11 protein-coding genes are annotated in these 12,719 nt (G+C 59.8%); 1 reads left to right on the plus strand and 10 read right to left on the minus strand.

Annotation, left to right across the window (positions count from 1 at the left end):
• Positions 1 to 4: 4 nt before the first annotated feature.
• Both ACTIAO_RS04775 and ACTIAO_RS04780 read right to left on the minus strand, forming a co-directional pair.
• On the minus strand, positions 5 to 1,084 hold the full coding sequence (locus ACTIAO_RS04775) for a UDP-N-acetylglucosamine 2-epimerase (RefSeq protein ID WP_441905122.1): 1,080 nt from the start codon (positions 1,082 to 1,084) through the stop codon (positions 5 to 7).
• 11 nt (positions 1,085 to 1,095) lie between these two features.
• Complete coding sequence (locus ACTIAO_RS04780) at positions 1,096 to 2,208, minus strand: glycosyltransferase family A protein (protein ID WP_441905123.1); 1,113 nt, start codon at positions 2,206 to 2,208, stop codon at positions 1,096 to 1,098.
• Between the two features lie 131 nt (positions 2,209 to 2,339).
• Here ACTIAO_RS04780 and ACTIAO_RS04785 point away from each other — a divergent pair, with 131 nt between their 5' ends.
• The gene (locus tag ACTIAO_RS04785) at positions 2,340 to 3,833 is read left to right on the plus strand and encodes a DUF2142 domain-containing protein (protein ID WP_441905124.1); all 1,494 of its coding nucleotides are present in this window, start codon (positions 2,340 to 2,342) and stop codon (positions 3,831 to 3,833) included.
• Between the two features lie 10 nt (positions 3,834 to 3,843).
• Here ACTIAO_RS04785 and ACTIAO_RS04790 read toward each other — a convergent pair whose 3' ends face one another.
• The 8 genes from ACTIAO_RS04790 to rfbA all read right to left on the minus strand — a co-directional run.
• Entirely contained in the window at positions 3,844 to 4,209 is a 366-nt protein-coding gene (locus ACTIAO_RS04790) for a DUF2304 domain-containing protein (protein ID WP_441905125.1), read from the minus strand.
• Complete coding sequence (locus ACTIAO_RS04795) at positions 4,206 to 4,931, minus strand: glycosyltransferase family 2 protein (RefSeq protein WP_441905126.1); 726 nt, start codon at positions 4,929 to 4,931, stop codon at positions 4,206 to 4,208. Before ACTIAO_RS04795 ends, ACTIAO_RS04790 begins: the two co-directional genes overlap by 4 nt.
• 70 nt (positions 4,932 to 5,001) lie before the next feature.
• On the minus strand, positions 5,002 to 5,874 hold the full coding sequence (locus ACTIAO_RS04800; RefSeq protein WP_441905127.1) for a glycosyltransferase family 2 protein: 873 nt from the start codon (positions 5,872 to 5,874) through the stop codon (positions 5,002 to 5,004).
• Entirely contained in the window at positions 5,871 to 7,082 is a 1,212-nt protein-coding gene (locus ACTIAO_RS04805; RefSeq protein WP_441905128.1) for an ABC transporter ATP-binding protein, read from the minus strand. Before ACTIAO_RS04805 ends, ACTIAO_RS04800 begins: the two co-directional genes overlap by 4 nt.
• Before the next feature lie 3 nt (positions 7,083 to 7,085).
• Positions 7,086 to 7,988, minus strand: coding sequence for an ABC transporter permease (locus ACTIAO_RS04810; protein ID WP_441905129.1), 903 nt, complete (start codon positions 7,986 to 7,988; stop codon positions 7,086 to 7,088).
• A 72-nt stretch (positions 7,989 to 8,060) separates the two neighbouring features.
• Positions 8,061 to 9,953 carry a rhamnan synthesis F family protein gene (locus ACTIAO_RS04815; RefSeq protein WP_441905130.1) on the minus strand — a complete coding sequence of 631 codons (1,893 nt, stop codon included), beginning with the start codon at positions 9,951 to 9,953 and terminating at the stop codon, positions 8,061 to 8,063.
• Positions 9,950 to 11,902, minus strand: a complete 1,953-nt coding sequence (locus ACTIAO_RS04820; protein WP_441905131.1) for a rhamnan synthesis F family protein — start codon at positions 11,900 to 11,902, stop codon at positions 9,950 to 9,952. Before ACTIAO_RS04820 ends, ACTIAO_RS04815 begins: the two co-directional genes overlap by 4 nt.
• Positions 11,899 to 12,719: glucose-1-phosphate thymidylyltransferase RfbA (rfbA, locus tag ACTIAO_RS04825; RefSeq protein WP_441905132.1), on the minus strand; the 821-nt coding region annotated here is incomplete at its 5' end. The genes ACTIAO_RS04820 and rfbA, both read right to left, overlap by 4 nt.

Genomic DNA, 12,719 nt, shown 5'->3' on the forward strand with positions numbered 1-12,719 from the left:
GAGATCAGACCGTCGGTTTTGCCAACTTCCGGGCGATCAGGTCCTCGACGATAATCTCCGACGGTGATGCGCCGGGGTCGAGGTCTACGACACGGTAGGTCTCGAAGTTTCGCAAGAACTCCGCGACCGCGGGTTGCTCCCAGCCAGAGAGAACCGCACTCGTGCCGATCCCCTCTCGACTCTCCGACACCTTCCGGTGCACGAGTGTCGGGATGCCGAACACCGCCGCCTCCTGCTGAATACCACCGGAATCGGTGACCACGAAGCTCGCCGACCGTAACGCAGCAACGAACTGACTGTGCTCGAGCTTGGGCATCACTGTGAACTTGCTCAAGCCGAGTTCACCGATCGTCTGCTCGATCGCATCACGGGAGTACGCGTCGACGATCAGGCGAAGAGGAAGCGTCGCGTTTGCATCGAGGGTTTGCAACGTCTCGGTCACGAGCGTCGAATTGGAGATGAACTCGAAACGGTGCAGGAGAACGAGGCCGTAGGGCTCGGTCACCGCATCGGAATCACCTGCCGCGTCCCGGACGGCGTCCTTCGCCGTGTTGCCGTGGGTGAGGACGACGTTGGACTGGGAGGCAAGATTCTGCGCCGCCTCCTCGGTCGGGACATAGTGAATGTTCGCGAACCGTCCCACAATGCGTCGGTCGAGCTCTTCGGGGAACGGGTGGCGCCAGTTCCCCGAGCGCAGGCCAGCTTCGACGTGGGCGACAGGAACCTTCAGCCGACGGCCGATGAACGTCCCGAGCACAGTAGTCATGGTGTCGCCGTGCACGATCACCACCGAGTCCTTCGGCAGAGACTTGCGGATTCGCCCGATGTTCCCGAGCGACCACTTCGCAACGTCGAATATCCAGCCGAGCATCTGCACAGGAGACTTGAGAGGCTTGCCGCGGAACCCATTCGCGATCACTTCGGTAGGCGGTGCAAAACCGAGTTCGGGCATCGCCTTGCGCAGAGACTCAGTGTGCTGCTGAGTCACCCAATGCTGGACTGGGATGCTTCGATCTGTGAGTCGGCGAACGACGGGGGCGATCTTGATAGCTTCTGCGGTGGTTCCATAGATGAAAATGATCATGAAGGCGCCTTTCAGGCTGCAGAGCTAGCAGAGCGGGACCGATCAGTGAACGCCGATCGGTGGAGGATCGTGCCCCGCACCAGACCGCTCCAGAACGGGACGAGGAAGACGAGGACGAAAGTCACGTACGCGAGCATGGCTCGGCCGGAGCATCGATTGAGCGCTGCAGGGATCAGCGGGACCAGCAGGGCGAGGAGGATGAGCGCGACGAGAGAGAGGGCAAGAAGCCCCCGCCCTGCCATCGTGGACCACGCAATCGCCGCGAGTGCGAGCACAGGTGTCACCACGGCGCCGAGGAGAATGAGCGACCGCAACAAGGAGGTACCCGCATAGCTGTCGACGAACAGCGTGCCGCGATCGAAGGAGTGCCGAACGAAACCACCGACGGTAGAACGCGGTCGATAGGTCGCGGAAAACCCTGGGTCCAATCGGATACCACCGTGCTCGGCGATCCAACGCAGGATCTTGGTGTCGTCGGAAATCAACTTGGCGTCGCCCTCGGGCCATGCGTGCAAGAACGCCTGCTGAAGCATCTCCTTGCGCGCGAGGAATGCGCCCGTCCCTTTGGGCGCAGAGTCGAAAGTCTCTGCGGTGAGATCGTACGGACGCGGGTTCCGCAGGTAACGGCCCCAGAAGACGAACGTCGGTACTTCCCAGAAGCGGCCCACCAGGGGCGATGCCGCATCGGTGTAAACATGAGCGTTCCACCCCTCGGGTTCGGAATCGGCGGCCGCTGCCGAGAGCACGTACGAAAGTGAATCGGGAGCCAGTATCACTCGGGAATCGAGCAGCAGCACGAGATCGGCGGATGCCTGCTCGATGCCTGCCCATCGGGCCAGGAAGCGTCCGCTGTTCTCCTGACGAACCACGCGCAGCTCGCCAGGGAATGCAGACGCCAATGCCTCTACCACGGCATCCGAGCCGTCGTCACTCCCGTCATCCACGACTATGACCTCAACGTCCACATCGGCTTCGCGCACGGCGGCGGCCAAGGCGTCGAGCGTCGACGGCAACCAAGGCGCCGAGTTGTACGACGGAATGACAATGCTCAGCGCGCGCTCTGCCGCGGCGGTCACCGTCTCTGCCCCGTCCGGAGACGGTCGACGGTCGCTATCAACGCGCATCGAAGCCGCTGGGCGGCACGCGGATAAGATGAGACACGGTGAAGACGCACCCCCCAAGAATACCCGCGACCGTCGAACCGCCGAAAACGCTCGGCGATGGAAGTCGCGCCCACACCGAGGAGCACTCTGCGATGACCCGCCGGACACGACAGATCGTCGCAGCCGTGATCGTACCCCTGGCTCTCTTGACCGCGCTCCTGGCGTGGGGCGTATCGTCGCCGCAGGGTTCGAGCCCGGACGAGGATTACCACATGGGCAGCATCTGGTGTGCGAACGGAACTATCGAGGGACGCTGCGAGACGACTGAGTCCGATGCAGCGCGTGCGCTCCCTGAAGATCTAGCCGAGGCTGCGCAGTGCTACGCGTTCCAGCCAGATCAAGCTGCGACTTGCCCCCTGGACGAAGGCGCAATGTCGCCCACCCTGCGCGGTAACTGGTTCGACAACGGCTACCCGCCCGTGTTTTACGGAACCATGACGGTGTTCGTAACCGAGGACGTATCGGTCTCGATCCTCATGATGCGCGCGTTCAATGCACTTCTGTTCGTCGGCACCCTCTGTGCGCTCTTCTTCCTCCTACCCATGCGCATGCGACCCAACCTCGTCTGGTCTGCGCTGATCGGTATCGTCCCGCTCGGAATGTTCTTGGTTCCGAGCGCGAATCCCAGCAGCTGGGCCATCCTGCAGGCTAGTGGCCTGTGGTTGGCAGTATGGGGTTTCTTCGAGGAAACTGGTCGCAGGAAGATCGGTCTCGCTCTACTCGCCACAGCACTCATGATCCTGGGCGCCGGATCACGTAGCGATTCAGCTGCTTACGGCATGGTTGCGCTCGCGGTCGCGATCGTACTCGCGTTCCGTATGACGAAGCGCTTCTTCGTTGACTTACTTCTTCCGCTTGCATTGGCGATTATCGCCAGTGCACTATTTCTGACAAGCGGACAGTCGGGCGTGCTGACGAACGAGAGCCAGGCTGGGGATCTTCCGTTCATCTCACTGCTGTTCTCCAACATCCAGGAACTGCCGCAGCTCTGGATCGGCTCCCTCGGTCTTTGGGGATTGGGGTGGCTCGACACGCTGATGCCTACGCTGGTCTGGGGCACCGTCTATGGACTGTTCGCCGCCGTATTGTTCTGGGGCCTCCGCCACGGGAACGGACGCAAGTGGCTAGCGCTCTCCGGGGTCGCTGCTGCGTTAGTCGCCGTCCCCCTTTTTATTCTCGTTCGGGAGGGCATTCTCGTCGGTTCTGGTGTACAGCCCCGCTACATTTATCCGCTCATGATAATGCTTGTCGGCGTTTCGCTCATTGGCATCCGTGATGCGGCGCTAGGACTCACCCGCCTGCAGGTCGGCGTCGTTGCTCTGGGCCTCGTTGGCGCGAATAGCTTGGCACTGCACACCAACCTTCGGCGTTACATTACCGGAGCGGACGTCAGCGGACTCAACTTAGATCGCGACATCGAATGGTGGTGGAACTCGCCACTCTCCCCTATGGGCGTCTGGATCTTCGGGTCGCTAGCTTTCGCTGTTACGCTCGGAACGCTCCTCTGGTTCGCCTGGCCCAATATGACCCGTGCGACGTCCAGTGCATGGTTGCGCGACGATGATCGCTTCGCCGTCAGGCGCTGAACGTCACCGCTCAGTGAGTGCGGTTCTTGCCGTCGAGCTCGGCGCGGAGCGCTTCAATCTCCGTCCGGAGGATAGCGACCTCCTCCGCCACGCGACGCGTCTCGTCCTCGCCCGTCGAGAGCTCCCAGGATTGGTGCAGGGTCACACCTATCAGGAGTGCGAGGGCAGCGACGAACAGAAGGTTCGCGGGTACCTGCACTCCGAGCACCTCGGATAACCAGAACAGCAGGTCTGGGAAAATCGTTAACACCAGCATGGTGATACCAATTACCAGCCAGAGGATCGCGTACTTCTCGCGGAGGCGGTGGCTCAGTAGCATCCACACGATGATCGCGAGGATAAAAACCGCAAACACGATGCCCACGATGACGATCATGCGCCTGCCTCCCATCGACGGCCGCGAGTGAGAGCGAGTCCCAGCGCGAACACCGAGCGGAACAAATAGATCGTCGAGCCGAGCGGCCCTTGCGAAGGACGCCCGAATGCGCGCGGGCGCATAGCGACGGGCACTTGGGTGACACGAAGTCCAGCGTGTGCTGCCGCGACCAGCGAGTCTATAGTGTCTCCTAAGTACTCCGCGGGGTAATACCTTACATACTGTGCAATGGCTCGGTCGTTCGCGGCACGAAAGCCGCTCGTGACGTCAGTCAACGGGGCCTTAGCGATGCGTGAGACCACGGTCGCCAGAAAGACCATCGCCCAGCGTCGGGGTCCGCGTACTGTGTAGTCCCCGACATCCGCGAAGCGCGCCCCGATCGAGATGTCGGCACGGTTTAGGCCTTCGAGGACCGCCGCGATATGTGCCGGGTTGTGCTGCCCGTCGGCATCAACCTGGATCGCACGCTTGTAGCCGTTACGCTTCGCATAGGTAAAGCCCGTTTTCATTGCACCACCGACGCCGAGATTAAACGGCAGGATGAGAACAGAGGCTCCTGCTTCACGCGCGACGTCGGCTGTCCGGTCCGTCGAACCATCGTCTACGACTACGACGTCGTATCGAGAATCCTCCGTGAGGACCTCTCGCACGGTGATCCCTACGTTCGACTCCTCGTTCCACGCAGGAACGATCACGAGCACCCGACCCAACTTCTCCGACATCATCGCCCATCTTATCTGCAACACTCCGCCTACCCGGGCAGCCCGCGACGCGCGCGGCGAGACACGATGCTCAGTCGACCCTCTTACCAACCTGGCGGAACCGCAGGCCCGCAACGAGGCCGCGCAACGCTGCCCGCATCTTTAGCATGCGGTCCTTCTCACAGAGTAAGACCTTGACCCATGCCTTGGTGGCGTACGCCGTGTCTTCCCAGAACCACCGACCAAATCCATATCGCCGGATTATGACTATCCTGTTGCGGGTCATGTAATAGTGCCGCGTCGGCGAATAGTTCGAGAGGTAGATACGCCGTCCGAGAAAACGCGACTCGATCGAAGCCCCGAATCGGTGGTCGAGCACGGTGTCGTACACCTTGACCAGCCGAAAGCCCGCGGATCGGGCACGAAAAGAGATGTCGTGATCGACATAGTCGATGAACAGTCGCTCGTCGTGCAACCCGATCGTCTCCAGCGCTTTACGGGAGAACAACGCGCCGGATGAGATCAACGCCGATTGGTCCCGTACACCCGTGGCCGATTCTCCGTCGTAAAGGTGCCCAGTCTCCTCGGCGCGCAGAGCGGGCCCGGCGATCGCGACAGGAGCACCCGGCTGTTCGAATGCACCTAACAGCGCATCGAGCATCCCCGGCGCGACAGTGCTGTCTTGATCAAATATCCACACATATTCGAAGCCGTCGGTTAGAGCCTGCCGCATTCCGGCGTTGAAACCTGCCGCGACGCCCACGTTACCAGGCTGGTCAAGTACCGCGACGGAGCCGCGCGATCGCAGTGACGCGAACAGCTCTTCGCTAGACTTTTCGCCGGCGGAGTTGTTGACGACATACGTCGCGTCGACCTGTGCCGCGACCTTCTCGACATTCGTGATAATGCTCTTCGTGGGGCGGTAAGCCAGGACCACCGCTGCGACCCGCGCAGTCGTGGTCATTCCCCCTCCGTCGAGGTCACGCTAATCAGCGCCGCCACGGTGCCCATTGTGGTGTTGTCCGTGCGTACGCGAAGGATCGCACCGCGCATCAGGCCATGGCTGCTGGGCTCGCTCACACCTGCTGCGTTAGCGTTGACGAAGTAATCTCCGGGCCCGAATCCCGCACCGGCGATCCGGAGATCAACCCATGTTGGACCCGTGATCGGTTCCAGCTTTACCCCGAGCACCTCGGTGTTAGACGCCATCACCATTTGTCCCAGTGGCGTATCCATGCTGAAGCCAATCTCCCAACGATCAATGCGCCGGAGGGTGTCGACGTGCACCCGGACGGTAAAGGGACTACCGGTCGGCAGTTCCTTGACACTGCTGCCGTCATCATCCACGAGCTCGATCCGCTTCACCTGAATCGGGTGGATCGTCTCCTCCGGCGGAGCCTCGCCCACGTCACGGCCGTCGAGCACATCGCGCAGGCCATCAACGGCACGGTTGATGTCGCCATCGAACACCAGCTTGCCGTGGTGGAGCAGGATTCCTCGATCACATAACTCTTGAACCTGTTGCGCCGAGTGACTGACGAGGATGATCGTGCGCCCCTCTTCACGAAATTGGTGAATTCGATCCATGCACTTGCGCTGAAATGCCTCGTCGCCCACTGCCAGAACCTCGTCCACGAGCAGAACGTCCGGATCGGTATGTACAGCCACTGCGAAAGCGAGACGAACGTACATACCAGATGAGTAGAACTTCACAGCCGTATCGATGAACTCACCGATGCCGCTGAACTCAAGAATGTCGTCGAATCGCGCGTCTATCTGCTGACGGTCGAGACCGAGAATCGCCGCATTAAGATAGACGTTCTCACGGCCGGACAGATCTGGGTGGAAACCTGCACCCAGCTCGAGCAGCGCTGCAACACGCCCTCTGCTCTGTACCGTGCCGGTCGAAGGGGCGAGAATTCCACCGATGAGCTTGAGAAGGGTGCTCTTTCCTGAGCCGTTCTGCCCAAGCAAGCCAACTGTCGTCCCAGCTTTGATGCTCAGCGTGAGCTCATCGACCGCCGTGAACTCTTCACGAAAGGCCTTTCCAAGCCGACCGAAGTGCACGATGCGATCTTTCAAACTGTTGTCTTTACGCACGGTGAAGTGTTTGCTGACTTGGTTTAGCCGAATGATGTCCGGGCGCGACTCGACGTCTGTCTTATTCATCATCTGCTACAGCTCCTGCGCGAAGTTGCCCTGCATTCGCGTGAATACGCGATGCGCGAGCCAAAGGAAAACGAGTCCGACACTCATCATGATGAGGATCCTCAGCCCCACGTTGGGCGGATAGTCAGCTGCTGTTCCCGATCCCCAGAATGCGCGGTGGAAACCGAACACACCAATCGTCAGAGGATTCGCCAGGTATACCTCAAGAATCCAATCGGGAAGCGAATACGTCTTGACGATGTCCCTGACCATGTTCCACGAGTAGACAATCGGCGATGCCCACATCGCAAGCATCATGACGACTTCCGTGAGGTACTGGATGTCGCGGAGATACACATTGAGCGCTGCGAGGAGGAGCCCACTCGCGGTCGCCCAGACGAGAACCATGCCTAGCGACGGGAAGAACCACAGCATGTCGATCGGAGCCGGCAGCGCGTTCAGAAGCAACGCTGCAATGAGCAGCACGCCCAGTTGCACGAGAAACATGAAAGAGGCCGCGCCGATGCTGCCGAGCGGGAAGATCTCTCTTGGGAGATAGATCTTCTTAACCAACCCGGCGTTTCCGACGATTGATCCCGTCGCCCCGAAGATCACGTCGGCAAAGAACGTGTAAAGCGTGAAGCCCGCGAATAAGTAGATCGCGAAATTATCGATTCCGCGGGCTGCGCCGAGCAGCTGTCCAAGAACGACGAAATATACGAGGAACTGCACGAGCGGCCGGATCACGGTCCACAGGAATCCAAGGAAACTGTCACGATAACGCGCCTGCAGATCGCGACGGATGAGCAACATGAGCAAGTCGCGGCGACTGTACAGCTCTCCGAGCTTGCCCCAACGTCCGCCATCGCGCTTGCCTTGGGCGTCGATCGTGGTGAACGGCTCGGCCGCGAGCCGAGTGAATCTATCCACTTGGGAGGTCCTTTTCGATTTCGGGTCGCCTCAGCCTATCCTCGGCATTGGCAAATCTTCGAAGGTGAGGTGTCAGCGTCCAGCTAGTCTGCGCCGGATGCCGGCAGTCACCCGAGCCCGCAAAGCTCGGATGCGGTTACCCGCACCCGGGTGATTACGTCGCATGTACATTCTGACGAAGTCGCGGAGCTTGCCCTCCCCCACATGCCCCACGCCTCGCAGGAACGTGATCTGTTCGTGAGTACTGCCAGGTACCGTCGAGGACATCTCATCAAAGTTGAAGTCCATGGTGGTGTAACTGACCGCAGCGTACTCCGCGCTCATAATCGTGCGGGTATGAAACCCGAGCTCGGCAGCAGCGTAGCTCGGGACCCGCTCGAGAATGTGCGCGAGTCCTCCGTCCTGATATGCCTCCGCACCCCCGAAATCGTCATACGCCCACGGATGCTCGAGCAAGAGCCGCAGTGCTTCGGGGCGCGCGATGAACATCGAGCCGTACGGAGCAAGCGGTGAAATGTCGTCAAGCGGAACTGCGATTCCCATCTGCGCCGCGAGTTCCTCGAACCCTGGCTTGTTCGCCCACCATGCTCGCCCCATAGTGGGGTAGCCGATGTGCACCATCGGTGGATAGACGATTCCAAGACCAGGTTCACGTTGGAAAAGTGCCACAACGTTGGCCGCGTAACCGGGACTTGAGAGCAAGTTCAAGAATTGCTGCTCTTTGAACGCTCGTCCGACGTTAAAGCCATCCTGCGGAGTCTTCTTCGAGTGCAATTTGACGACGAGATCGTACCCACCGTCAAGAAGGATGTCTCGGCATCCGATGAGGAACGCGCTCTGGTCCCGACCGTCGTTCGACTCAACAACTCTCACATTGACTGAACGGCCATCGCCACCAGGACGAGCATCGATGATGGCGCGAATGGCATCTGCTCTCTCGGCATTCTGCGTCGTCACGACCAGGTCGCACGATGTAGGCAGCGTTTCGACGCGATCGAGCATCTCGTCGGTCATGTCCACGTAAAAGATGTGCAGGATTGCAACGATCTTCAAGGGGACCGATGCGTCGTAGCTGGTGTCGATCTCACTCAGCACATCGTTGAGCCCGAGATCGACGTTGAGATCTTTCGGTGCGACATTTCTAGCCAAGTTCGCGTACATGTGCTCGACCGGATAGCCGTATGACGCCATGTCCTCGGCAATCCAACGCCCGATCACGGCGTGACGATCGAGGTAGGGCGGCCAGTGGAAGAACGGGCGTCGCTTCACAAGAGGACATCCGTCAGCGATCAGAAGGTCAGGATTGAAGAGCGCCGGGTGCCCGGTCGGATATCTCGATGCTGGGAAGGCCGCTGCTGAGGCGAACCCTGCCTCGTTGAACCGTTGGGTAAAGGTCACCTCGTGATTGAGCACGGCGTCGTAGTAGTCGGCCATGGCGGGCAAGTTTTCCCAGTAGTCACGCCACGCGTCAGAGAGAAACATGTTCTTACGAACCACGAGCCAGAAGGACTGCAGGTGATCAGGAACGCGCCCGACGCCTGTGGACGGGTCCTTCATCTTGACGTTGTCAGTCATTCCCCAGAAATCAAGCGCTTCCGCGCCCATCCGGTCGAATACATCACGGTAAGCCCGAACGGGCCCGAACCACGTGTCGTTCGTCAAAACGACCTCATCGAAATCAGCGATCTCCGCGCCTAGGTGGGCGAGTCCTGCCTTATGCCCCCAGATATCGAAGCCCTCGTTAGGTCTGACGAGAATGTCGTCCGTCACCGACTCGAGACGAGCACGTCCCTCTTCGGTAAGAGCGCCATTGACCACCGCAAGAATATGGTCCGCATCATGGCGCATCTCTCGGAGCGCGTACTCGACATACTCTTCGACCATCCCACGGCGGTCAAAGATGACGTAGATGACAGCGCGTCTGCTGTTTGCACCCAGGACTTGTGGCTTGCTGATGGTGGTCACTGCTGAACCTCGCTCTCAGCGCCACGGCCTCTTTGGCGAGCAGTTCGCAAAGCGTGCATTCCGATCCTTGCCGCGCTGACAAACGGGCGCGCAACCGGTGCCAATCGTGCCGCCGCTTTCGGATGATTCAGCCGCACGTACATCCGTGTCATCGCTACGATCCCGCCGGCTCCCGCCCAACCGGCCCGGTGCAGCCACTGGATCTGCTCAAGTGGATATCCGGGCGGAGTAATTGAGAGCTGGTCGAGCTTGTAGGCGAGATTGGCGTACGCGATCCCTGCATGCTCCTGGTTCAGGACTGTGCGGGTGTGATAACCGAGTTCGCCCAACGCGAGCGGAACCATACGTTCCTGCACGCGGGCGAGATCCGCTCCAGTAAGCTTCCCATTCTTGGGGACCGCATAGTCACCATATTCAAGCTGCTCCTCGACGAGGAGGCGAAGTGCTTCTGGCCGTCCGATCCACATCCCACCCATCGGTGCCAGCGGTGTGGTGCCATCGAAAGGGACTCTGATCCCGAGCCGTTTACACATTTCTTCTGCCGGCTCTCGATAGTGAGACCAGCCCCGACCGGCGACCGCGTAACCGATATGCATCATTGGCGGGAAAACCGCCCCGAGACCCGGCTCACGCTGGAACAGCGCGAGGAGACTTGCGAACTGTCCGGGAGACGAAAGCAAGTTCTCCAATTGATACCGGCGGAAGTACCGAGCAATGTTAGCGCCCCGTTTTCGCGGAGCACGAGTGTGGATCTTAACAACTAGGTCGTACTTCTCGGATCGCAGTACATCGCCACACCCGACGAAGAACGCGCTCATGTCTCGCCCGTGCTTCGACGGCACGACACGAATATCCACGGAGTCCACATGCTCAATGTGTCGCTCATCGACGGCATCTCGCAATCGACTAGCAGCCGTCTCTCCCGTGGTGGTGACGAAGAGATCGAACCCCACTGGTATTTGCACGATGCGGTCCAGCAGGTGGGCAACCGTCCGCGGATCTGCACAGTGGGCGATCACCGCGATCCGAAAAGGCAGGCCGCGATCGTATCCGGTGTCAACGTCTGGGAGCACTTCGAGCATTCCGGCATCAGTGTTGAGCGTCTTCGGCTGGACGTTTCGCGCCAGATTGCTCCACATCAGTTCGATCGGGTAGCCGTACCCGGCGATATCGCTGATAACTCTCCGACCGGTTACCGCATGACGGTCGAGGAATGGCGGGTAATGGAAGAAGGGCCGACGCTTTACGAGGGGGCACCCGTCAGCAATGAGGAGGTCCGGATTGAACAGTGCCGGATGTTCCGTTGGGTAGTCGGCGGACGCGAAAGCAACTGAATGCGAATAGCCGTGGTTGTCGAAATGCTGCGTGAACTGTGTTTCGTGTTTCAGTACCGCGTCGAAGTACGACGGCATCGGTGGAAGCTCCCGCCAATACGACTGCCACTCGGGTGACAGGAACATCTCCTTGCGCACTGCAATCCAGAACGACTGAAGGTGATACGGGAGCTCTCCCTCATTCGTGAACTTGTTCAGCGGTTCCCATTCATGGTCCGTCATGCCCCAGAAGTGCACGGCTCGCTCGTTCATCCGCTCGAACACAGGACCGTACGGACGTACCGGGCCAAACCAGGTGTCGTTTGTCAGGAGAACTTCATCGAACTCGCCGATGCGATCACCTACATGATCCAGCGCCTCTTTATGTGCCCAGATGTCGAAGCCCTCGTTCGAGCGCACGAGGATCTCGTCCGTCACGCCTTCAAGGAGCGCGCGTCCTTCAGCATCCAACGACCCATTGACGACGGCAATGATGTGCGTCGCATCTTCGCGCATGCCGTCGAGCGCATATCGGACGAACTCTTCAACGCCGCCCCGGCGGTCGTATACGACGTAGATCACAAGGCGCTTGCCGCCCGTCGGGAATCGTTCTGGCTGTTGTCCCGGCACTGTCATTCGCGTCCCTGCGCGAGAGCTTTGAGCAAGTAGTCCCCGTACCCGCTCTTGCGCAGTGGTTCCGCCAGCGCACGAAGTTCATCATCGGTCAGGAACCCCATCCGCCACGCGACTTCTTCGGGACAGCCGATCGACAAGCCCTGTCGCTTCTCAACTGTTCGAATGAAATCTGTGGCTTCTGCGAGGGAATCGAATGTACCGGTGTCCAGCCAAGCGGTTCCTCGCGTCAGGAGCTGAACCTTGAGCTTGTCCCGCTTGAGGTACTCGCGGTTGACGTCGGTGATCTCAAGCTCTCCACGTGGAGATGGCTTGAGGTTCTTGGCAATCTCGACTACATCGTTGTCGTAGAAATAGAGACCAGGGACGGCGTAGTTACTCTTCGGCTGAGCGGGCTTCTCTTCAAGAGAAACAACTCTTCCTTCAGAGTCGAACTCGACCACTCCGTACGCGGTCGCATCGTCCACCCAGTACCCGAAGACGACTCCGCCGTCGAGTTCCGTGTACTGACGGAGTTGGGTGCCCATTCCCTGGCCGTAGAAGATGTTGTCGCCGAGAACCAGAGCCACCGGCTCAGAGCCAATATGTTCCTCACCGAGCACGAATGCCTGAGCGAGGCCGTCTGGCGACGGCTGCGTCTTATAGGTGATTGACACGCCAAATCTCGATCCATCACCGAGGAGACGATGAAAAGCCTCAGCATCGTGCGGCGTGGTGATCATGAGAATGTCTCGAATACCCGCCAGGATCAGCGTCGACAGCGGGTAGTAGATCATCGGCTTGTCGTAAACCGGGACCAGCTGCTTGGAGACGCCGAGAG

The organism is Microbacterium sp. (assembly GCF_052099035.1).
Classification (GTDB): domain Bacteria; phylum Actinomycetota; class Actinomycetes; order Actinomycetales; family Microbacteriaceae; genus Microbacterium.